General features: G+C 45.6%; 22 protein-coding genes and 2 tRNA genes. 11 read left to right on the top strand and 13 right to left on the bottom strand.

Annotation, left to right across the window (positions count from 1 at the left end; translation table 11 throughout):
- Nucleotides 1–66: 66 nt before the first annotated feature.
- A complete protein-coding gene (locus GWR21_RS11420) occupies nucleotides 67–1,803 on the top strand; it encodes an alpha-L-arabinofuranosidase (RefSeq protein ID WP_162331875.1) in 1,737 nt (578 codons plus the stop codon).
- Nucleotides 1,804–2,052: 249 nt separating this feature from the next.
- On the opposite strand, the gene GWR21_RS11415 is transcribed toward GWR21_RS11420, so the two are convergent.
- The 6 genes from GWR21_RS11415 to GWR21_RS11390 form a co-directional block, all read right to left on the bottom strand.
- Nucleotides 2,053–2,625 carry a DUF6620 family protein gene (locus GWR21_RS11415; protein ID WP_162331874.1) on the bottom strand — a complete coding sequence of 191 codons (573 nt, stop codon included), beginning with the start codon at nucleotides 2,623–2,625 and terminating at the stop codon, nucleotides 2,053–2,055.
- Nucleotides 2,626–2,646: 21 nt separating this feature from the next.
- Entirely contained in the window at nucleotides 2,647–3,615 is a 969-nt protein-coding gene (locus GWR21_RS11410) for a hypothetical protein (RefSeq protein WP_162331873.1), read from the bottom strand.
- Between the two features lie 2 nt (nucleotides 3,616–3,617).
- Entirely contained in the window at nucleotides 3,618–3,866 is a 249-nt protein-coding gene (locus GWR21_RS11405) for a hypothetical protein (RefSeq protein WP_162331872.1), read from the bottom strand.
- Between the two features lie 4 nt (nucleotides 3,867–3,870).
- Nucleotides 3,871–4,827, bottom strand: a complete 957-nt coding sequence (locus GWR21_RS11400; RefSeq protein WP_162331871.1) for an SPFH domain-containing protein — start codon at nucleotides 4,825–4,827, stop codon at nucleotides 3,871–3,873.
- A 122-nt stretch (nucleotides 4,828–4,949) separates the two neighbouring features.
- Nucleotides 4,950–5,831, bottom strand: coding sequence for a DUF6929 family protein (locus GWR21_RS11395; RefSeq protein WP_162331870.1), 882 nt, complete (start codon nucleotides 5,829–5,831; stop codon nucleotides 4,950–4,952).
- Entirely contained in the window at nucleotides 5,788–6,009 is a 222-nt protein-coding gene (locus tag GWR21_RS11390; protein WP_162331869.1) for a hypothetical protein, read from the bottom strand. The genes GWR21_RS11395 and GWR21_RS11390 overlap by 44 nt, the downstream gene beginning before the upstream one ends.
- Nucleotides 6,010–6,027: 18 nt before the next feature.
- Between GWR21_RS11390 and GWR21_RS11385 the strand changes: the two genes are divergently transcribed.
- From GWR21_RS11385 to GWR21_RS11375, 3 genes are read left to right on the top strand one after another with little or no spacing between them, the layout of a single operon-like run.
- Nucleotides 6,028–7,140, top strand: a complete 1,113-nt coding sequence (locus GWR21_RS11385) for an AI-2E family transporter (RefSeq protein WP_162331868.1) — start codon at nucleotides 6,028–6,030, stop codon at nucleotides 7,138–7,140.
- A 41-nt stretch (nucleotides 7,141–7,181) separates the two neighbouring features.
- The gene (locus GWR21_RS11380; RefSeq protein ID WP_162331867.1) at nucleotides 7,182–7,418 is read left to right on the top strand and encodes a glycoside hydrolase family protein; all 237 of its coding nucleotides are present in this window, start codon (nucleotides 7,182–7,184) and stop codon (nucleotides 7,416–7,418) included.
- Nucleotides 7,419–7,458: 40 nt separating this feature from the next.
- A complete protein-coding gene (locus tag GWR21_RS11375) occupies nucleotides 7,459–7,860 on the top strand; it encodes a DUF1398 domain-containing protein (RefSeq protein WP_162331866.1) in 402 nt (133 codons plus the stop codon).
- 2 nt (nucleotides 7,861–7,862) lie between these two features.
- Here the strand turns inward: GWR21_RS11375 and GWR21_RS11370 are convergent, their stop codons facing one another.
- Nucleotides 7,863–8,420, bottom strand: a complete 558-nt coding sequence (locus tag GWR21_RS11370) for a GNAT family N-acetyltransferase (RefSeq protein WP_162331865.1) — start codon at nucleotides 8,418–8,420, stop codon at nucleotides 7,863–7,865.
- Nucleotides 8,421–8,850: 430 nt separating this feature from the next.
- Between GWR21_RS11370 and GWR21_RS11365 the strand changes: the two genes are divergently transcribed.
- From GWR21_RS11365 to GWR21_RS11355, 3 genes are all read left to right on the top strand, one after another.
- Nucleotides 8,851–9,579 (top strand): hypothetical protein, encoded by a 729-nt coding sequence (locus GWR21_RS11365; RefSeq protein ID WP_162331864.1) that lies wholly within the window; start codon nucleotides 8,851–8,853, stop codon nucleotides 9,577–9,579.
- Nucleotides 9,580–9,628: 49 nt separating this feature from the next.
- Nucleotides 9,629–10,096: a GreA/GreB family elongation factor gene (locus GWR21_RS11360; RefSeq protein WP_162331863.1), complete on the top strand. Its 468-nt coding sequence runs from the start codon at nucleotides 9,629–9,631 to the stop codon at nucleotides 10,094–10,096.
- A gap of 482 nt (nucleotides 10,097–10,578) precedes the next feature.
- Nucleotides 10,579–11,412 carry an SGNH/GDSL hydrolase family protein gene (locus GWR21_RS11355; RefSeq protein ID WP_162331862.1) on the top strand — a complete coding sequence of 278 codons (834 nt, stop codon included), beginning with the start codon at nucleotides 10,579–10,581 and terminating at the stop codon, nucleotides 11,410–11,412.
- Nucleotides 11,413–11,805: 393 nt separating this feature from the next.
- Here GWR21_RS11355 and GWR21_RS11350 read toward each other — a convergent pair.
- The 4 genes from GWR21_RS11350 to GWR21_RS11335 all read right to left on the bottom strand — a co-directional run bounded on the left by GWR21_RS11350 (nucleotide 11,806) and on the right by GWR21_RS11335 (nucleotide 13,353).
- Nucleotides 11,806–11,891: transfer RNA gene (locus GWR21_RS11350), tRNA-Leu, on the bottom strand.
- A 53-nt stretch (nucleotides 11,892–11,944) separates the two neighbouring features.
- Nucleotides 11,945–12,017: transfer RNA gene (locus GWR21_RS11345), tRNA-Gly, on the bottom strand.
- A 237-nt stretch (nucleotides 12,018–12,254) separates the two neighbouring features.
- Complete coding sequence (locus GWR21_RS11340) at nucleotides 12,255–12,704, bottom strand: Hsp20/alpha crystallin family protein (protein ID WP_162331861.1); 450 nt, start codon at nucleotides 12,702–12,704, stop codon at nucleotides 12,255–12,257.
- A gap of 166 nt (nucleotides 12,705–12,870) precedes the next feature.
- Complete coding sequence (locus GWR21_RS11335; protein WP_162331860.1) at nucleotides 12,871–13,353, bottom strand: hypothetical protein; 483 nt, start codon at nucleotides 13,351–13,353, stop codon at nucleotides 12,871–12,873.
- A gap of 163 nt (nucleotides 13,354–13,516) precedes the next feature.
- Here GWR21_RS11335 and GWR21_RS11330 point away from each other — a divergent pair, with 163 nt between their 5' ends.
- Together GWR21_RS11330 and GWR21_RS11325 are read left to right on the top strand one after the other, a co-directional pair.
- Nucleotides 13,517–13,681 (top strand): hypothetical protein, encoded by a 165-nt coding sequence (locus GWR21_RS11330; RefSeq protein ID WP_162331859.1) that lies wholly within the window; start codon nucleotides 13,517–13,519, stop codon nucleotides 13,679–13,681.
- A gap of 115 nt (nucleotides 13,682–13,796) precedes the next feature.
- On the top strand, nucleotides 13,797–14,609 hold the full coding sequence (locus GWR21_RS11325; protein WP_162331858.1) for a hypothetical protein: 813 nt from the start codon (nucleotides 13,797–13,799) through the stop codon (nucleotides 14,607–14,609).
- 210 nt (nucleotides 14,610–14,819) lie between these two features.
- Here GWR21_RS11325 and GWR21_RS11320 read toward each other — a convergent pair whose 3' ends face one another.
- Both GWR21_RS11320 and GWR21_RS11315 read right to left on the bottom strand, forming a co-directional pair.
- Nucleotides 14,820–15,755, bottom strand: a complete 936-nt coding sequence (locus GWR21_RS11320; protein ID WP_162331857.1) for an NmrA family NAD(P)-binding protein — start codon at nucleotides 15,753–15,755, stop codon at nucleotides 14,820–14,822.
- A gap of 104 nt (nucleotides 15,756–15,859) precedes the next feature.
- A complete protein-coding gene (locus GWR21_RS11315) occupies nucleotides 15,860–16,282 on the bottom strand; it encodes a lipocalin family protein (protein WP_162331856.1) in 423 nt (140 codons plus the stop codon).
- A gap of 353 nt (nucleotides 16,283–16,635) precedes the next feature.
- On the opposite strand from GWR21_RS11315, the gene GWR21_RS11310 reads away from it, so the two are divergent.
- Together GWR21_RS11310 and uvrA are read left to right on the top strand one after the other, a co-directional pair.
- Nucleotides 16,636–17,778: a tetratricopeptide repeat protein gene (locus GWR21_RS11310; RefSeq protein ID WP_162331855.1), complete on the top strand. Its 1,143-nt coding sequence runs from the start codon at nucleotides 16,636–16,638 to the stop codon at nucleotides 17,776–17,778.
- A 42-nt stretch (nucleotides 17,779–17,820) separates the two neighbouring features.
- Nucleotides 17,821–20,352 (top strand): excinuclease ABC subunit UvrA, encoded by a 2,532-nt coding sequence (uvrA, locus tag GWR21_RS11305; protein ID WP_162331854.1) that lies wholly within the window; start codon nucleotides 17,821–17,823, stop codon nucleotides 20,350–20,352.
- Nucleotides 20,353–20,371: the final 19 nt, after the last annotated feature.

The raw sequence follows: 20,371 nt of genomic DNA, 5'->3' as shown, positions 1-20,371 counted from the left end.
GTGATCAGGTCTGTAATACAGTTACAGACCTGATTCAAAGATCCACTCATTAATACATATTTGAGAATGAAGCGCATTTTGGTCTTGTTTTTTTTATGCATGGAAATATTATGGTGCACGGCCTGCAATAAAAGCAACGGTGAGAAGTATAAGGAAGAAGAAGATACAACGGGAACGACAGTGATAGTACCCGAAGACCCGGCGCTGGCTACAAGTATAGGCTTTTTTATGACACCATGGTCCGCCAGAAGGTTCACGGCGCCAGCTTATACAACAGCGACACCGCCATCTGCTGCACCTTACAAGGTCACCGTTGATGCATCACAGATCACAACGAAGATATCGCCGGCGCTGTTTGGTAATAACAGTAACCCCTATATGACGCAGATGGTGGATCAGTCTAAACTGATGGATCAGCTGAAACAATTGCCGACCCGTATCATCCGGTTTCCGGGTGGCAATATCAGTAGTGTCTACTTCTGGAATAAGCAACCTGGTAATCCGCCGGCAGATGCTCCTGCGCAGCTCACAGATGCGGACGGTAATAAGATCGACCCGGGTTACTGGTATGGAGGGAATACAGCAGAATGGACATTGTCGCTCGATAATTACTATCGTATGTTACAGCAGACAGGCAATGAAGGAATGATCACGGTGAATTATGGTTATGCACGATACAGTACGGCCGCTAATCCTGTTGCAGCTGCCGCCCATCTGGCGGCAGACTGGGTGCGGTACGATAATGGGCGCACGAAATACTGGGAGATCGGTAATGAAAGTAATGGCACATGGCAGGCAGGATACCGCATAGATGTTTCACAGAATAAGGATGGCCAGCCACAGCTGATCAGCGGAGAGTTATATGGACGTCACTACAGGGTGTTTGTTGATTCCATGCGGAAGGCAGCGACAGAGATCGGAAAGGAGATCTATATAGGCGCTCAGTTACTCGAACATGAGCCGGCAATATGGGCGACGGAAACAGATAAGAGGTGGAATAGTGGTGTACTGCAACAGGCAGGGAATACAGCAGATTACTATATTGTACATAGTTATTTTACCCCTTATAACACCAATTCAAATCCACAGGAGATACTCGCATCTGCTGCTACTGTTACCAGCGCTATCTACGATCATGTCAGCACCTCTTTTACCGCAAATGGGGTAGCAGCAAAGCCACTCGCATTGACAGAATGGAACATTTTTGCAGTGGGTTCACAGCAGATGGTTTCTCAGGTGGCAGGAATGCACGCTGTAATGGTATGGGGAGAACTGATAAAAAATAGATTCGGTATGTCCAGTCGCTGGGATCTCGCGAATGCATGGGAGAACGGAAATGATCATGGGTTATTCAGCCAGGGAGAGGCAGCATCAGGAGAAGCCAGATGGACGGCGAGACCCGCATTCTTTTATCAGTATTTCTTTCAGAAATTTCTGGGTGACAGAGGGATCAATGCTACTGTAGCTGATAGTAATGCGAATATCAGTGCATATGCTTCTACATTCAGTTCAGGAGAAGTAGGAGTGACATTAGTCAACAGAGCAAGTATGACAAGGAATGTAACCGTTAGTTTTAAGAACTTTAATCCGGGTGCAAAATTCTACTGGTATGTATTAACAGGAGGAGAAGGCGTTACCGGATTTTCCAGAAAAGTATTTGTAAATGGAGCAGGACCTTCCGGTATATCAGGAGGACCTGACAATTATAAAGAACTGGATCCATATGGTGCAGCGGCCGCTGGAGGTATTAAGGTCTCGCTGCCACCTATGGCTGTAGTAAATATGGTAATAGAGAAGAAGTGATTGGTTATTGAAGATGGAGTAATGATGAAGGTTAGGTGTCTGAACGACGAAATGTTGTTTAGACACTTAATTTTTTTTGATACGGATAAGGTATACCGCTATCGGGTCGTCGCATTCAAATGTGGACGCTCTTTTTAGAACATATGAATACTACCTCAAAAAAAGAACCCGCCTGCCTGATCAGCAAACGGGTTCCTTCTATATACCCTGGCCGCGGAAACGGCTTTCGGGCTGACAACTGGCTGTCTGTTAAAAATCAACATCATCAGCAATGTTGCCGCCATTTTCGGCAGCGAACATTCTTCCGTACTCCTGTCTCTTGGCGTCCATATGATTGACATATTCCAAGGTCTCCTCAGGTGATTCCTGCTTCTGCAGTTCCATCCACTGCATCGCTACCTGCTGGAAGTCACCGAGTGACAGGCCATAGTTATCCTGAATCCACTGAGCACCATCTAATCCTGCTTCGTAGGCAGCAGTACGGGCACCGTTCAGTTCTTCATAGAAGTAACGGTCTGTAGCCAGACGCTGGAGGTTCTCTGTATTACCTGCGCCACCGGCAGACTGAAGACTGCCTAATTTCGGATGCTGATCTGCCTGTCCGAATAAAGTACCCATCTCTGCAATAACGGTATATGTAGGGTCTTCCTGCATACGCTGCGCCCACCCCTGGCTGGCGTCTTCCCATACAGGTGCTTCCACGCCCAGCGCGCTGCAAATAGCATCAACCGCTACACCGTTGGCCAGTTTAGCGTTGGCAGCTGAATAATCATACAGGCTGATACCGTGAATAGGTTCAAAAAGGGGGTTGTTCTGACTCATGGTTTGTTTATTTATAATAGATTAAATATTTGTGCTTCGTTTGCTTAGGGAACGCTGGTAATTCGTTTGTAAAGACAGGAAGAATTTCTCATGATGTTCTTTCAGATCGGGCAGCAGCAGGTTCAGTTCATTGAAGATGCCTCTGTAGTATTTATCCAGCAGTTCATGTACATTATTTTCAGCCTGCACACGTCTGGCTTCCAGCATGATGAGCTGATCGTATCGCGGACCTTTTTTAGCCGTCCGTTCCTCGAAGCTCATGGCTAATTGCAATGCGTGCATCTGCTGATAGAGGTCCTGTTCTTCCTTTTGCTGTTGCTCATGTGCATCCATGAAATGTTTACTGCGCTGTTCTGCCAGTTTCCGGGCGGTATGTTCAATATCACGGGCGATGACACCTGGTTCGAAGATGTTTTGCGTCTGACAGGATGTGCAGGATACGTAGGCACTGTGGTAATATACCTGTTGTATATCGAGCGCACCGCCACATTGACGGCAGTTAACCGTTTTACACTGCTGCCAGTATGTATCCAGCATTTGCTGAAAGACAGGTTCATAATCTTTTCTCTCTACCTGCCCGATGGCTGTATCAATACGTTGCTGGAGGCGTTCTTCCCAGCTATCAGTTTTGTTTCCACAGCGGTTACGCCATTCGTAGAGCAGCCGATAGCCGTCGCTGCCTGCAGCAACGGTGTCTATATATTGCTGGAAGACAGGTTCAATTTGTTTCTCACGTACCTCTCTTACTTTTTCACGCATATTACCTGCCTGTCCCTGCATAGCAGAAGAGAAGCGGTAATATGCCTGTCCGTAACGGTCGTCACTGGCAATGATAGCGGGCGCTTCTTCCATAAAGCCGTCCAGTAGTACGTCAATCCGTTCGTTCAGTTTCGCCAGGAAGGAGTCCAGTCTGTTTTCCAATGCATCGAGTTCAGCAGCAAAAGGAGGAGGTTGTTTGTCTGCCGTTTTTCCCCAGTTAAATAAGCCCATAACTAAGTGTTAGAATTGTCTGACTTCCGGATATAGTGTCCATCAGTCAGCGATGTAGTAATAAAGGTATGTCCACAGTAGGCACAGTGGGTTAATCCATCCTGCTTAGCGCGGCCCGCGCCGCAGTTAGGACAGGCTGCACCGTTAGTGCCAGCCGTTGTTTCATCCGGCTTACCGCCATAGGTTTGTTGTGAAACAGCCCGCTGTTTCATGCGCTCAATAAAGGATAGCGGTTTGTTTTCTTCCTGCATGCTGCTACAGTTTGGATAGGATCTCTGCTTTCTTTGCCTTGTACTCATCCGCGTCTATCAGTCCGCCGTCGTACAATGTTTTCAGCTGTTTGAGTTTTGTCTCCGGATCGTCGGAACGTTCGGCAGGTCTTGCCTCCTGTTTTTGTGCCTGCATGGCGGTCATCATGTAAGCCATGGCAGCCCCCTGTTGTGCCGCGTCGCTCATGACAGTACCTTCTTTACCCAGCGCCGCCGCCTGATTGAATTTCAGATAGGCGTCCATATCGGTGACCATATTCATGTTGGTAACGGTATCGAAGTGTTTGGCAACATCATCGGGAAGGGTGACAGAGGTGACCACAAACTCCGTTACTTCAATGCCAAAAGCATCGAAATAAGGTTGTATGGAAGGTCGGATGCGGGCATTGAGTGACTGCAGGTTACCGGCGATATCCAATATCTGTATATTGGCAGCTGCCAGTGCCTCGCCAAACTGCGGAGCAATGTAATCGCGCAGTTTGTGCTGTAGCTCCAGGACAGAGAGTACGGATTGTGTACCGGCATATTCACGGAAGAACCTGGCAGGGTCGGCCACACGTACGTTATAGCTGCCGAATGCCCGGACACGTACCTGTCCGAATTTCTGATCGGACAGCATCACAGGTGCCGGCGTGCCCCATTTCAGGTTCACAAACTGTCTGGTGGAGAGGAAATAGACATCAACTTTAAAGGGGGACTGAAAACCGTATTTCCAGCCTTTTAGTTTGGTCAGCAGGGGGATGTTCTCTGTTGTCAGCGTATAGGTTCCCGGACCGAATACATCAGCCAGCTTTCCTTCACTTAATAATAGTGCGGTTTCGGATTCACGGACAATCAGTTTAGCGCCATTTTTTATGTCGGCATCCTGAGAGGGGAACTTCCACATTAGGAGATTGGGGTCCTTTACCGTCCATTCCAGGATCTCAATAAAAGGTACATTCATGGTTCTCAATTGTAATTAATAAATGAGGAGTGATCCGTTTATTAATTAAAGTCACAAAGATATATACGTTTCCGATAGGAAGATATAACGGAAATTAGGTATTTTCTAATTGGAAAAATAGTTTATGGAAGTAGCAGTTTGATGTGAAATAATTTGCTTGCACCCTGGTCATCGTCTGCGACCAGGTGCAGATACCATCCGTCTTCCTTGATGGCAGACAGGCAGATGCCTTCTATTTTTTCTCCTTTGAATGCAGGGGCTGCATCTGACAGGTTCACAATACCATTTACAGTTATTTTTCCGGTGGATAGTTGCTTGCGGAAATTCGTTACCCATGCTATGTAGCTGTCGCCGATGATGCCATCATCATACGCATTGGTGGTTGCCTCACTGGATAAGGTGAGGAGTAATACGTCCTGTTGTTCAACATAACATAGCTCCGATACGCCGGCGAAGCCAGGGAGTGAGAATGGATTGTCCAGCGTGGCGATACTGACCGGAGCGTCAGCAGGGTGCTGCCAGCAATCGGGAGTAGTGACGACCAGCTGATTAACAGGATGGCTTTCATTGCCACGATTGCCAAGTATGAGATGATCACCGGCGATGGTAGCTCCTTCAATATTGATCTCAGGAAGTTGCTGCAGGCGTTCTATAAATGCCTTTGAGGAAATATAGCGGGGGCTGTCAGTTGCCTGAAGCGGAAGCAGGACAAAGAGTTCTCTTTCCTTCGTGGCAGCGGAGCCTATTGCCAGCAGATTGGGCTGGCCGTCGTTATGGATAATAACAGCTGTTTCCAGGTCCGGCTTTTGGGCTTTCGGGATTCGCTTCTCCTCATAGTGAAATAGCGGAATGCGCTTTACCTGGTTGTAGTGACTGTCAAGAACGAGTAATTGATTGGCGTCGTCTCCAACAATATACAGGTGTTCATTGTAATAGTTAATAGCAGATCCGGATGGATAGTCATGCAGCAACAGCAATTTCAGCAAAGTGATGATGGCTTTCAAAATGATGGATGTTTGTATTAAAGCTACGATCTTTTATATTGATGACCTCATCTATAGGAGACTGTACAATTTTTGCACATGCGGGGTAGTGAGTGGGGAAAAGATTGCCAGGGTGGAACAGGAAGAGCTGGATGTGCCGGACAGTGAATAGCAGGCATTGTTGTTGTAACTGATGCATATATTCATCTCATTAACTATGATGCCTCGTACTAAAGTATTCAATGCAGCTGCTATTTTGTTGATACTGACACTGATTGTTGTGATCCTGGTATATGGGAAACCGTTCTTTGTACCCATTGCATTTGCAGGCCTGCTGGCCATGCTGTTATTACCCGTTACCAGATGGCTGCAGTCAAAAGGAGTGAATCATGCGGTGGGGGTATTGCTGTCGTTGCTGTTGTTTGTCGGTTTCTTTGCACTGGTGATAGTATTCATTAGCTGGCAGGTATCTGACATTGCTGAAAACGCCTCGCAACTGGAACAGCAGCTTATGCAGAAATATCAGCAGTTACGCGAGTTCCTGAGTACAGAGTATGGTATCAGTCCGGAGAAGCAGAAGCAGATGCTCAAAGAGCAGCAGGAGTCCTCTTCAGGTAAGGCGAGTGCGGTGATAACGGCGATCATCGGTGGTGTGGGCGGATTTCTGACTAATCTGTTACTGGTCCTTGTGTATACCTTTCTCTTTATCTTTTTCAGAGGAAAGATAAAAGGGTATATCGTCCGGCTCGTACCGAAGGATGAAAGAACGAAAGCAGTATCCTGTATTCACAAGACACAAAAAACAGCACAGGAGTATCTGAAAGGGCTGTTCCTGATGATCCTGTTCCTGTGGGTGATGTATGCCATAGGATTTTCAATCGCAGGCGTAAAGAACGCTTTCTTCTTTGCGATACTCTGCGGACTGCTGGAGATCATACCCTTTGTAGGAAACCTGACGGGAACAGCGCTGACGTTATTGATGTCGCTGGTACAGGGAGGAGATATGACGCTGATCGTAGGTATTTTATTGACATATGGACTGGTGCAGTTTATACAGACCTATCTCCTGGAACCGCTGGTAGTCGGTGCGGGTGTGGATCTTAATCCGATGGCGACGATCGTCGGACTGGTAGCGGGAGAATTACTATGGGGTATTCCGGGCATGGTGATGGCGATCCCATTGATGGGCATGTTGAAGGTGATCTTTGATCATATACCGGTGATGGAGCCATATGCCTATTTACTGGGACAGGATAAGAAAGAAGATAGTGGCTGGCAGCGATCATTGAAGAAGATGGGTTCAAAAGTGAAACAGCTCTTTACATCATAACATACATATACATGGAGAATAAGGGGATAAATTGAATTTGAATGCCGGAGAAAGTGGCTTATGCGATGCGTCGAAGTGTTCATGGTCGTGGGAGTTTATGTGAAACGAACAGGCCATGTATTATTGACTTTAAGAGGCAGTACCTGTTTGTATATCATAATGGTGTATTAATGGGTGGCAGCAGTCACAGAAGGTCTGTTTGTATGGATCATCTCAGCTACGGAGAGGATGGCGAAATGAAGAAAGTGGTGATGACAGATGAAGGGGTAGGAAGATAGTGGGTAATAGATGTAAATTCGTTTTATAAATCATAAAGCTATGTTCACATTAGAGCAGGTGAAGGCAGCACATGCAAAAGTAAGATCAGGCGCTGATTTTCCGAAGTATATTCAGGAGATCAGGACATTGGGTCTCCGGCGGTATGAATTTCTCGTGAGCAACGGGGAGACTGTTTATTATGGAGATGCCGCAACAAAGATTGCCTCACAGCCTATGTATGCGCCACTGGCAATAGCGGAGAAGCCATCAGCAGCGGACCTGCGGCATACGATCGCGATTCATCAGCAGGGGCAGACGGACTTTATGACCTTCTGTGTCCAGGCCGCGGCAGCAGGAGTGGAGAAGTGGGTAATTGATACAGAGAAAATGGTGTGTACATATGTTGACGCTAACGGAGGTACTATGGTAGAAGAACCTATACCGGCAGTGGATCATGTATAGTGTCATCTTACTTTTATGGTGTCCCATTCTCTTTTGAGCATTGCGTACTGAAATTCACTGCCCCATTTACCTTTAAAGAAAATATTTTCTATGAAGTGTCCTTCCTGACGAAAGCCTATGCTATTCATTAAATGAATAGAGGCTGTGTTTTCTGCGTCTACCGTTTCGACTACTCTATGGATACCTTTTTCATCAAATAGAAAGGCCAGGATACCGAGCATGGCTTCTTTGGCGAAACCGTTCTTTTGGGCAAGATGTGAGATCGTAATGCCGACTTCTGCGATGCGTGCATCGTATTCTTTCAGTCTGATGGCACAGTCTCCGACAAGCTTTCCTGAAGCTGTATGCTCGATGGCGTATTGTACCCATTCGCCCGCTTTGCCGTAATTTTTTACTGCATTATTGGTGATGAAGGTGGTGGCCTGTTCCATGGTCATGACATCGAAACCCTGGTACCTTGTCACTTCGGGATTGGAGCGATAGCGGTGAAAGTCAGCGCCGTCACTAAGAGTGAGGTGCCGGATGAGCAAGCGGGAAGTGATGATATGGAGTGGTTGCATTGTTTGGTTGTTGGATGTGGTGCAAATGTAAAGGTTGAATTCGAAATAACCGATCAGTAAGCAGTGGGCTTACTGGTATAGAAGATTAGGGCCCTGCTGAAGTAAAGCATCCGTGATAAAGTAATGGATACGGCAGCACCGGCTTCTATCAGGATACGTTTTTCCGTGTGTTTATCATATAGGTTGCCGAATTTATAATGGCTTCAATGGATAGCATACGAGGTTAATTAGAGATTGTAGATACAAAATAATATTTTTATCGGAATTACAAGACAAATGGTATAGTCTATCAGGTAGAAGGGAGAAACAGGTGCAGGTGTACGGAGAATGAATAATGGTAGATATAAAAATTGATATATTTGGTTTGTGATCTGATACAGACGCAATTGGTATTTCATTGAAAACCTATACTTCCTAAGTACATACTAGAATGATTCACGAAGCACAATTGAAAATTATAGCTTACAGGGACTTAAAATCCATGTTACCGGCGGGCAATAAGCTAGCAACCTTATATGAAGGATCAAAGGACAAGAGCGTATTTGATGGGCAGCTTTTTCCTGTTTACGATGGTGATATTGAAACAGACACACTCAATATTTCCGATGATATTTACTGGGGCGTCTTTTACAAATATGTAAATGAAATGGCGGATCTACGTTTGTCGCAGCCGGTTATATTAGGAAACGTGCATACCAAAGTGCTGAGTTTTTATCAGGGCCTGATAGCAGGTGACGTGCAAACCAGGAACATGTGGACAAGATATCCTGATCATAAAGACAGTCTGGCGCAGATCACGGGTGATCTTGATGTGGAAGAAGTGTTTTTTATTGAAGGAAAAGGTCTTAAAAAGACAACTTGTCTTTCTGTGATGGGACAAGCGGACATTCACACAATGGTGAATCTCTCAGATGCGGAGATAAAGAGTAATACCGTGTCCATACGGAAAGCGTTTTCGTTTCCGTTTATTTATGCCACGGAAGACAGAGGAAAACATGCGCAGAAGAAGACAGACTGGAGTGCGCATAGTATCGAAGAACTAACGGCTTATTTTAATAAAGAAATGCTGGATATGGAATATGAAAATTCCTATGTAGATATGTTCTTCCAGGTAGGTACTAAACTATCAAAAGAGTATCACCCTTATATTAAGGGTTAACGATATCAGTTAGTACTTGTTATCACCCGCAGGGCAAAAAAAGTATGACATGACAGGCCAGGAGATGATCGCCTTTAAAAACAGGCTGAAACAGGCAGGAGAGTTACTTATTAAGCAGCGTATTGCCATGACTAAAGCGGCGATCGATAATGCGCAGGAAGCGGCTAATAATGAAGGGAAGAGCTCCGCGGGAGATAAGTATGAGACAGGTCGTGCGATGGGGCATCTGGAAAAAGATATGTATGCACGGCAACAGGCGGAGAATTTGAAGGAGCTGGACCAGCTGCAGAAAATAAACACCGCTACTATTTATATAGATGCTCAGCCAGGCGCCCTGGTGCGTTGTGCTGAGTATTCGTTTTTCATTGCCGCAGGTTTGGGTAAACAACTGCTTGAGCATCGGACGGTGTTTTTCCTTTCGCCGTATGCGCCACTTGCGAAGGTATTACTGCATAAAAAGGCAGGTGAGCGTTTTCTGTTTAATAAAAAAGAGATAGAGATCCTCGAAGTTTCTTAACGTTGTTTAAGTATTCATAGCGGAAATATTCCAGCTGAAAGAATGCAGCTGTTAGTTTTAATTGATATGGTTGGTCCGTAGTGTTGTTCTTTAGGCTAGTCCAATTTTAGGATATAAGTTGAAATCTGGTCTGGTTACTTGTAATGCTTCAATTAAGCTGGTTGCGTAGAAAGGCATTTTTGCTGACTAACCGCATTGACAATCACATCATTACTGGTGGCGCGTTTGCTCGTTTGGATGATTGATATATGACCTTGTTTAACAACTAGATATACTTAGTAAACCAGCAAAATGTTAACGTTTTGTAAATTGTCGTATTCAGACGCAAAAAAATGTGCTATAAATGCCTGAATACAGGTGTTTTTACAAGTTGTATCCCGCGTAAAATTCTGATCATATGGCAGATAGGCAAAGGGAATAGTTAGTAGCCCGAACTTGCAATCTATATACATATTTTTCCGTATATACTTAGAAAAGTAAATATGAAAGTTTGTAGACTATTATTACTGCTGTTACCAGTGGTACTAGGCTCTTTTGTGCCTTATAAAAGGATTACCTGGACAGCGATTGGCGATTCCTTTACTTATTTTAATGATCATCTGGAAGAAACTGATAACAGGGTTGAAAAGGGTTGGATAACAAGGACTACTGAAAATGTGCCGGGACTGAGTTATATCAACCATGGGCATAATTACTGGACCAGCGTTGAAATTGCTTATAAAATAGATCAGTTTGATCTTCGCGCATCGGATATTTATACCATATTCCTGGGTACCAACGATTGGTGGCTTGGTGTAAAACCTGGTACCGTAGATGACTATATGAACAGCACGGGTATTGGGACTATGAGCGGCGCGTTCAGGGTCATTATTGACAGACTACGTAGCCTTAACCCCAAAGCACATATTATACTGATGACACCTATGCAGCGTGGCGATTTTGTATACCTTCTTGACAACAAGGTGCATAGCTGGGGATCGTATAAAGACCAGGAAGGCCAGAGCCTGGAGTCTTTCGTGAATGTGGTGAAAGCAATAGCGAAGGCTGATAATATGGAAGTGGTAGATCTTTATAGTGAGCCGAGGTTAGGTATAAAACAGGCGGTGAAGTTTAAATATGTGAGAGATCCGCAAACGCGCGAGTATAAGGAATATACTTATCCTGATTATATTGACATACCGTTCACTGTGGGAGATAAGTATCCTTATCCGGTAAAGGCAATGGATGTTACTTATGACGGAATACATCCTTCGGATAAAGGATGTGCGATTATTGCGGAGCTGTTAGCGAAGGTGATAAAGGGGATACAGTTTTAGATGATAAAGGCCAGATTGTAAATGCTAGATAGCGACTGTTAACTAATGGGGAAGGCCACTGATATTTCGGTGGCTTTGCCTGTTAAGCAAATATAGCATTCGGAAGGGATTAGACTGCTTGGGGATATTTTGATAAGAGTCCACTTTTTATATAACTAGCAGCAAACACTAATTGTGTTATCTATGAACAGATGGGTTTTATTCCAGGCGTCGTTAACTGAAGTCTCTACCCATCCAGGTTGTCCTTCTTCGAGAAACCGCTCAATAGTTACGTTGACAAATGGCATATTTAATGAAGGCTTTGTTTCAAGGTGCCAACAACAAACATATAACAAAAAAGGCACCGACTTGCGTCGATGCCTTCACTAATTTCAGAGCGTCTGCTCTTGTCTGTACCCAGGACGGGAGTTGAACCCGTACGAGCGTTGCGGCTCACAGGATTTTAAGTCCGGCGTGTCTACCAATTCCACCACCTAGGTATCCTGTAAACAAAAATTCCAAACTGCGTTGCAATTTGGAACTCTTGTTACTGAGCGGAAGACCGGGCTCGAACCGGCCACCCCGACCTTGGCAAGGTCGTGCTCTACCAAATGAGCTACTTCCGCTAATGTGTAAGAACTTTTCCCTTCGAGCGAACCGTTGTTTTTTCGTTGGGATTGCAAAGATAGGATTTGTTTCTAATTAACCAAAAAGTCATCGAACTTTTTTTGAATTTATTTTAATCTGCAGATGTAAATGCCCTGTAGCAGCAAGTCTTAGCAAGAAAATATCTGTAGAAAATCCCATTGCTACCACAAGTTAAGAAAAAGGGCTGCCATAACCGCAGCCCTATGTGATAATTTTTAAGCAATTTCAATCATTCGTGGCGCTTGCTGTTTAGCTTCCTCTTTTTTCGGAATAGTCAGGTGAAGCAGCCCATTCTCATAGCGGGCGTTTATTTTATCTGCATCAACCACATCTTTAGGCAGTTCAAAATTGCGCTGGAATGACTGATAGCTGAATTCTCTTCTCGTGTAATTCTCTTCTTTCTTCTCCTGGCGCTGTTGCTTCTGAGAAGAGATGGTCAGGAGATTACCATCAAGGGTGACGTTAAAATCTTTTTTTTCCATGCCGGGAGCTGCTACTTCGACTTCATAGCTATCTGCACTTTCCCTGATATTTACTGAGGGGACTGTCGTTTGGGTTGCTGAGAAGTTATTGTTGCCCCAGTTAAAGAATTCACGGCTGAAAAAGTCGTCGAACAGGGATGGTACGCCTGGGAATAAGTTTCCATTTCTTTTAATGAGTGACATAATAAACCTCCTTTTAGATAAGTAAAACAATATTTTTAACTTAAATCAGGTTGGCCAACCTATCTGGTTGATAATTTTCAAACCCAATGCCAGCAAGGTTCTAACTGCTTTTTTTTCAGAAAAACTGTCAAAATTTTAGTGGATGTGTACATCCTGTCAGTGTGTTTTACTCTCCCTTTTTCATCCGCTCGATCGTTTCGAGCATACCGGCATGATCCCCGGCTCTGGCCAGCGGTAAAGCCAGGATCTCCCAGCGGAGTCCTTCCTCCTTATAACCGGACTGATATAATAGCTGCGCATTACGCACCATATAATCGCTGAACGCATACCGTTGCTTAGCTGGAATACCCATACCATATTTTCTTGCATAGGGGATGATGGCAGCAGAGAAATTGGCCCAGTCATCCCGCTGCATACTGTAGAGCGTCTGGCTAAGTAATACGGCTTCTTCTCCGTGGTCGCCATAACGACTGATCAGGCGTTTGCCCAGGCCAGCCCAGTCCGGCGTACTGTCGCATGCCTGCAGATAGGGGAGAACCTCCTCATGGAAGATCTTTTTCAATTGTTGTTCATGGAGGGTGTCAGCCGGTGGCTGAGCAAAAGATGAAAGACTCAGCAGGCAACAAAGGGTCACGAATAATGGATGCATGGCATAAGGTATTAATGAGGGTAGGATATGAAGTTACTCAATAGCCCCCCATTTTAGTTAGGAGCCAGCGAATAAACACCAGCGATGTCCGCAGTTGGTCATATAAGCATAATATGGTTTTTGGCAGGTTATCTGGTATATTGTCACAGTTAATAACCTAGTCATGCAACACATTCACATGATCACACTCGTTATTATCCTGTTCCTTGCACTAGCACTGATCGTCTTTATCATCATCAGAAACCGTAAAGACAGACAGAAATTATTTCGGGATGATCCGGTAGAAAGGGAGATCGATGATCAGCAACGACGGAAAGACAAATATTGAGTGGCGTTCGCTCCTTTTGGATACCCCATCAGAAAACCGTATTTTAGTCTCACCCCAAAATCAATGATACCCGGCCACGGGGTAGCCCCTTTTGACACATTTAAACCATTTCATCATGGGAAATAATTCCACAGAACACATTAATGAAGCAATGAATAAGGACGTTGCTGAATCTAAGACAGTACCTTCTGTCGCCGAGGCGCAGAAATTACTGGCCTTACAGAATAACATGCTGTATATCGGGGCAGATGCCTATGTTGGCAATCCGTATGCCTTATTGGGAACGGTCCTGGAGGTAAGAAAGACAACTGCTGATTGTCCGACCATTGCCAATACCGAAAATTCCAGTATTGAGTTTTCTCCATTTAAGATTCCCGGTATCCAGGTGGATGAATCATCGAAGATAAAAGAGCCTATTAAGAGACAGTCTATTCTTGTGGACCAGAAGCTGGCGATAGAGGTGAGCTTCCTGAACTACCTGACAGCTGAATTTTCCGGAGAGTCCTCCTTTAGTCTTATGGTCTTTGACCAGGCCACCGGGCTTGTGAATCGTGATGATGACAGCTGGAACAAGGGAGTACAGTCCTGGATGACAGATAATAAAGTCAGTGTGATCGATGATCCTGCAGTGTGTTATGTATATGCTGTGATTGGTTTTGTGCAGAAGTATATCATCCGCCGCAAATACACCAAGTTCACTGCTGGTGCCAAAGGGGGGGCGTTTGGAGTGAATCTGAACGGATCGCTATATACCAGTTCAGAAGATTATTCACTGGACATCCGCTATGGACTGCAGACCGTTATTCTGAAACGGCCAACAGCTACCAAATCCTTATTCGACACTAATGACCTGCTCACAGAGGCGAAAGCAGAAGACCTGCATTTGCTGAGTGCTATCGCAAAAGATCGTAGTGTGCTGGTACGATGATGATACATGCGCCTCAGGCATTGGTAAAACATATCATCAGGTAGAGTAGCGTTATTTTACTTTCCCTGATGATATACATATCCTGATCATAAGTGAATGGAAACGCAGGTACATAACAATGCCTTTACCTGTTTGCTACAGGCGTTTTCAGTTTATTTATTCAGACGATGGAGTTGAAGGTTGGCGGAAAAAAGAAGAAAGGTGTGCTTATCAGGCTGCTTTTTGGCTGGCAGTTTTCTTTCTGGTCTTTGTCTTTGCTACCGGAGGGACGATCAGTTGTTGTGCTGGTATGTGCTCCTGAATATATGTGGATAATGTTGCCTTCAGTTCAACCTGCACAGTGCCTTCTTTTTGCGGAATAGCCTTGCCACTGATAACGGCCTGCGTCATTTCCACGAAGTTCCTGATCGCATCGGTCGTGAAACCAATACCGCGTAATGTATTTTCCCAGTCAGCTCTTGGTATCTGTACTGCTTTTACTTCTTTTCCCAGTGCTGCCGTAAAGGCTTTTGCCACATCATTACTGCTGTAGGATGCCGGACCGGTAAGCTCATATATCACGCCATCTTCGTCCTCTTTGTGTATGACATCAGCTGTAAATGCTGCAACCTCTTCAGGTGCCACCATCGGAATAGAAAGATCCACCGGAAAGAATGTTGGCAGGACGCCAGTTTCCCTTACAGTATCCATATACATCAGCCAGTTGCTGAAATAATAGGCCGGACGTACAAAGACCTGCTTTACCGGCATCGCTGTAAATGCATGCTCCAGCAGATAGGACATCACCAGGTTACCAGTGCCCGACTCGTACTGTGCACCAATAGAAGAGAGACCTACCACTTTTTTAATGGGAGAGTTGGCCAGTGCTTTTCTGTAATTCTCCAGAATATCGCTTGTTTCACCGAGTACATTGCGCTCATGTCCTGTTTCCGGAGTAATGGCAAACAATGTGCTGCCGTCCTGGAAGGCAGCTACCAGCGCAGGAAGATCATTTGCATCTGCAATTGCTGTTTTTGCTCCAAGCTTTTCAAGTAGAGGGGCTTTCTTTTCATCTCTGATAATACCTTTAACGGAGTCGCCTTTTTTTCTGAGATGCGCAACGATACCAGAACCAACACGTCCTGATGCGCCAAGTATAATGTGCATAAAAAATTTGGTTTTCTGAATTTACTCCAAAAATTAGTCCATACGCAGAAAACAGGCTACTATTTTTTAAGCAGCCTGTTTCTGATTAGACATAGGTGGGGTTCTTAGTTCTGGTTAAAGGTCAAAAACTCGTCACTGTCGTCATTATCGTCTTTTAATTTGATCTCTGTCGCCGTAACAGAAATGATTTCCCAGTCATCAGTCAACTCGCCCAATGGCTTATTTGCATCGCTCTTTGCGCCAAAATTCAGATTAAAGTCTCTGGAACTGCTACCAATGCTCCATGTGCCGTCTTTACTTGTGCTTCCTTTGGTCGCGACGGCCGTTCCATTACTGTCAAATGTGAATGAATAACCAGTGAAATCGCTGGTTTCATCTTTACCACTGTCGGTAAATAAAGTCACCCGCCATGTGCCTGTTGTAGGTGCCTGAGGATCGATTGTTGGCGTAGGATTATTGTCATCATTGTTGCTGCATGACATGACACACGCACACATCATAGCTAGTAGCCAGCTGCTTTTTTTCATATCGTGAGATTTAATGTCTGGGGAGACTTTTATTAATTAATACGAATGAATCAGCCATTTGGTTGCTTCATGTTGAAAGAATTTAAACTGGTTTTTCATCTATAAAGGGAGGAAGTGATACGCTTATATGCAATGGTATGAAAGCACTCCACACTTTATGGATCACTGCAATACTTACGGTTATTGCTGTGAATGCTTTGATACCCTGGATCTGTATGATGCTAATATTGTAAGGCCCTCTTGATAATAGGTAATAAACCGCCTCACCTCGGAATGAATCTCCTTAAATGATATCAACTAAGTTTTTCTTTTTAAAACTAAATACTTAGTTTTAACGAAAAATAGGTGACCAGATGAATAACCTGAGATTTATTTTATGCCTGTTATCACTAGGTAGCATCGCTGGCAGGCTCACAGCTCAATCTGCTGTAGATAAAGACCGCGTGATGGAGCATCTTCAGAACCTGCAGTATGATGAGGCCATTACTTATTTACAGCCCATAGTGGATACGAATAATATCCAGCAGTTGTCCCTGCTGGCCTATACTTATTACCAGGCAGGGAGGACCAGTGATGCTGCCAGCCGGTACCAGCGGGTACTACAACTGGACAGTAATCACATCACCGCCCACCAGTACCTTGCGACTTCCTACATGCAACAGGAGCAACCACTAGCTGCTATTGCACATTACCAGAAAATCGTACAGTTACGACCACAGAACGCTGCTGCATGGAAACAACTGGGCCTGGCTGGTTTCAATGCCCAATTGCCTGATTCTGCCTTTATATGGCTCAATAATTCATATGCGCTTAATCCGCTGGATGCCAAAGTGGTATCAAGGCTGGCAGAGGAATGGATTGACAGGAAACGTATCGGTAGGGCAGATACACTGGTCAATACATATCTGGCGAATGATTCCGGAACCGCCACTATTCTGATGACAGGGGCCCGGGTGTCATATCTGCTGAAAGACTATAAGCGTACACTGACAATGGGGAATAAACTCAAACAGCTGAATGTGGCTGCTCCTAATGCGTTCCTTTACATCATTGCTGCTGCCTACAATCTCCGCGAATATCAGGACTGTCTCGCCACATATGAATACCTCGTGGTACGTAAGGCTAACTCGGAGAGTATCATCTATTACGCTGCTATGGCCTCTACTCAATTAAAAAAATATAAAGAAAGCAATGAACTGCTTCAGAGCTGCATAGATATGGCTAAATCGGCCAGCCTGGATAATTATTATTCCGGCATGGCGGTCAACTACGAAGCCATGAAACAGTACAAACCTGCTATTGCTAGCCTGGATACTGCCTACTACATGTTCCATCAGCCATTGAAGCAGTATAGCATCGGTCGTATCTATGATGCACACCTGAAAAATGAAGCCCAGGCTACCCGGTATTATAAGCGTTATATTCAGCTGTATAAAGGTGAGACCACAGAAGAAAAGCAGATCTACGATTACCTGAAAAGCCGCTTCCAGAAATAACCTGACAAATATGTCAGGGCATAATCTTTGTGCGGTTCAGGCATGTCAGATAAATCTATACAGCCTGACCGTTCAGGCATGAGCGGTTTCGTACAGGTAAAAGGCGCCCGGGAACATAATCTCAAGAATGTCGATCTGCAGATCCCCCGTGATGCATTGGTCGTTTTTACTGGTGTATCCGGTTCGGGCAAGTCGTCCCTGGCTTTCGGTACTTTGTACGCAGAGGCGCAGCGCCGATATCTCGAGTCCGTATCTCCTTATGCCCGCCGGTTGTTTCACCAGATGCCTGTGCCGGAAGTAGATGAAATAGATGGATTGCCACCTGCGGTAGCCCTACAACAGCAACGGGGTACACCAACAACCCGTTCTTCTGTCGGAAGTGTGACCACGTTATCTAATTTGCTGCGCATGTTATATTCGAGGGCGGGTGATTATCCGCCTGGACAATCTGTCATTTATGCTGAAGCATTCTCTCCCAACACTGCCGAAGGCGCATGCCCGCAATGCCATGGTCTGGGACGTATCTATGATGTGACCGAACAGTCTATGGTGCCTGATGATTCCCTGACCATCAGGGAAAGGGCCATTGCTGCCTGGCCCACTGCCTGGCAGGGCCAGAACCTTCGTGATATCCTGACAACGCTTGGTTATGATGTGGATAAACCCTGGCGGGAGTTATCAAAAAAAGATCGTCAGTGGATACTCTTTACGGAAGACCAACCTGTTGTACCTGTATATCCCGGATATACGCTGCAGGAAGTGAAAGCCGCCCTGAAACGCAAAGAAGAACCTAACTATATGGGCACCTTCATGAGTGCACAACGCTATGTCATGCACACATTTGCCAATACACAGAGTGCCATGATGAAAAAGCGCGTTACCCGGTATATGCTCGGAACAGATTGTCCGCTGTGTGAAGGTAAAAGACTGCGGAAAGAATCCCTTTCTGTAAAGTTTGCAGGGATGGACATTACGGAGATGTCAAGACTGCCGCTGGCCCGTCTGTATGCTACTATACAACCTTATACAACATCTGCCGGTTCCGGAACGACGGATCATAGTCATCCGGAGAAAGCCCTCGTCACACAACGTATTGCCACCGATCTGGCAGCCCGTCTGGAAGTATTGATGGAACTGGGACTAGGCTATCTTACGCTTGAACGCAGCACACCTACTTTATCTCCAGGAGAACTGCAACGGTTGCGCCTGGCCACGCAGGTCCGGTCTAATCTGTTCGGTGTGGTGTATGTGCTGGATGAGCCCTCCGCCGGTCTGCATCCAGCTGATACGGAAGCCCTGCTCCGTGCACTTGACAGACTGAAAACCGGGGGGAACTCTCTGTTTGTGGTAGAGCATCAGCTGGACGTAATCAGGCATGCTGACTGGATCGTCGATGTGGGGCCGGCGGCCGGAGAACACGGCGGACAAATCCTGTACAGTGGTCCGCCGGAAGGACTTGCCGGCATAGCAGATTCTGTTACCCGTAAATACCTGTTCGAAGAAAATACAGCTGTTGCACATCAGCCACGTAAGCCAAAGGGCTGGCTGCAACTGAAAGATATCACGCGTAATAACCTGCATAAGTTGTCGGCTGACTTTCCATTAGGTGTCTTCACCACTGTTACCGGTATTTCCGGTTCCGGTAAATCCAGTCTGGTGAGCCAGGCACTGGTAGAACTGGTACTGGAAAAGCTCGGACAAAATCAGCAGGGAGAAGAGGAGGATGCTGACCTGTTAGAACAGGAAGCGCCTGTCACACTCGAAGGGTATATCGCCGGAGGCATGGAGCATATCAAACGACTTGTGTTGGTCGATCAGAAGCCGATTGGTCGTACGCCACGATCCAACCTGGCGACCTATACCGGTTTGTTTGATCATGTAAGAAAACTCTTTGCCGCTACAAAAATGGCGAAGGCCCGCCGCTACGATGCCGGCAGGTTCTCTTTCAATATCGCAAAAGGACGTTGTGAAAACTGTAACGGGGAGGGATTTGTCATGGTAGAATTACTGTTTCTGCCCAGTGTATATGCTCCCTGCCCTGTTTGTGAAGGCTCCAGGTATAATGCGAAAACACTGGAGGTCAAATACCGGGGTAGATCTATTGCTGATGTATTACAGATGACTGTCAATGAGGCCGCGGCATTTTTCAGTGAAGAGCCGACAGTATATCATTCCCTGGAGGTGTTGAGAGAAGTGGGGCTCAGTTATTTGCGACTGGGACAACCAGCGACGGAATTGTCCGGAGGGGAGGCCCAGCGTATTAAACTGGCTACCGAACTGCAACGGATGGGGCGGGGGAATGCCTTGTATATACTGGACGAACCAACAACAGGGTTACATCCTGCGGATGTCGAAAAGCTGATGATGCAGTTAAACCGGCTGGTAGATGCCGGTAATACAGTGATTGCGGTAGAGCATAATATGCGTGTACTTGCTGGTAGTGACTGGGTTATTGATATTGGCCCGGGCGCGGGCGAGGAAGGTGGTCGTATAGTGGTGAGCGGAACGCCGGCCAGTGTGGCAAAACATACGGAGAGTCGTACTGCCGCATATCTTGTACGTCATCTTAAATAGCCTTAATTTCACGCGTCTT

This window comes from Chitinophaga agri, from assembly GCF_010093065.1.
Lineage (GTDB): Bacteria > Bacteroidota > Bacteroidia > Chitinophagales > Chitinophagaceae > Chitinophaga > Chitinophaga agri.
The sequence above is the reverse complement of the archived record's forward strand: the minus strand, read 5'-3'. Positions and strand labels throughout refer to the sequence as shown.

Excerpts from the sequence above, each read along its gene's own strand:
- GWR21_RS11420 (WP_162331875.1), top strand. The coding sequence starts at position 67 with ATGAAGCGCATTTTGGTCTTGTTTTTTTTATGCATGGAAATATTATGG.
- GWR21_RS11415 (WP_162331874.1), bottom strand. The coding sequence starts at position 2,625 with ATGAGTCAGAACAACCCCCTTTTTGAACCTATTCACGGTATCAGCCTG.
- GWR21_RS11410 (WP_162331873.1), bottom strand. The coding sequence starts at position 3,615 with ATGGGCTTATTTAACTGGGGAAAAACGGCAGACAAACAACCTCCTCCT.
- GWR21_RS11405 (WP_162331872.1), bottom strand. The coding sequence starts at position 3,866 with ATGCAGGAAGAAAACAAACCGCTATCCTTTATTGAGCGCATGAAACAG.
- GWR21_RS11400 (WP_162331871.1), bottom strand. The coding sequence starts at position 4,827 with ATGAATGTACCTTTTATTGAGATCCTGGAATGGACGGTAAAGGACCCC.
- GWR21_RS11390 (WP_162331869.1), bottom strand. The coding sequence starts at position 6,009 with ATGCATCAGTTACAACAACAATGCCTGCTATTCACTGTCCGGCACATC.
- GWR21_RS11385 (WP_162331868.1), top strand. The coding sequence starts at position 6,028 with ATGATGCCTCGTACTAAAGTATTCAATGCAGCTGCTATTTTGTTGATA.
- GWR21_RS11380 (WP_162331867.1), top strand. The coding sequence starts at position 7,182 with ATGCCGGAGAAAGTGGCTTATGCGATGCGTCGAAGTGTTCATGGTCGT.
- GWR21_RS11375 (WP_162331866.1), top strand. The coding sequence starts at position 7,459 with ATGTTCACATTAGAGCAGGTGAAGGCAGCACATGCAAAAGTAAGATCA.
- GWR21_RS11370 (WP_162331865.1), bottom strand. The coding sequence starts at position 8,420 with ATGCAACCACTCCATATCATCACTTCCCGCTTGCTCATCCGGCACCTC.
- GWR21_RS11365 (WP_162331864.1), top strand. The coding sequence starts at position 8,851 with ATGATTCACGAAGCACAATTGAAAATTATAGCTTACAGGGACTTAAAA.
- GWR21_RS11360 (WP_162331863.1), top strand. The coding sequence starts at position 9,629 with ATGACAGGCCAGGAGATGATCGCCTTTAAAAACAGGCTGAAACAGGCA.
- GWR21_RS11355 (WP_162331862.1), top strand. The coding sequence starts at position 10,579 with ATGAAAGTTTGTAGACTATTATTACTGCTGTTACCAGTGGTACTAGGC.
- GWR21_RS11340 (WP_162331861.1), bottom strand. The coding sequence starts at position 12,704 with ATGTCACTCATTAAAAGAAATGGAAACTTATTCCCAGGCGTACCATCC.
- GWR21_RS11335 (WP_162331860.1), bottom strand. The coding sequence starts at position 13,353 with ATGCATCCATTATTCGTGACCCTTTGTTGCCTGCTGAGTCTTTCATCT.
- GWR21_RS11330 (WP_162331859.1), top strand. The coding sequence starts at position 13,517 with ATGCAACACATTCACATGATCACACTCGTTATTATCCTGTTCCTTGCA.
- GWR21_RS11325 (WP_162331858.1), top strand. The coding sequence starts at position 13,797 with ATGGGAAATAATTCCACAGAACACATTAATGAAGCAATGAATAAGGAC.
- GWR21_RS11320 (WP_162331857.1), bottom strand. The coding sequence starts at position 15,755 with ATGCACATTATACTTGGCGCATCAGGACGTGTTGGTTCTGGTATCGTT.
- GWR21_RS11315 (WP_162331856.1), bottom strand. The coding sequence starts at position 16,282 with ATGAAAAAAAGCAGCTGGCTACTAGCTATGATGTGTGCGTGTGTCATG.
- GWR21_RS11310 (WP_162331855.1), top strand. The coding sequence starts at position 16,636 with ATGAATAACCTGAGATTTATTTTATGCCTGTTATCACTAGGTAGCATC.
- uvrA (WP_162331854.1), top strand. The coding sequence starts at position 17,821 with ATGTCAGATAAATCTATACAGCCTGACCGTTCAGGCATGAGCGGTTTC.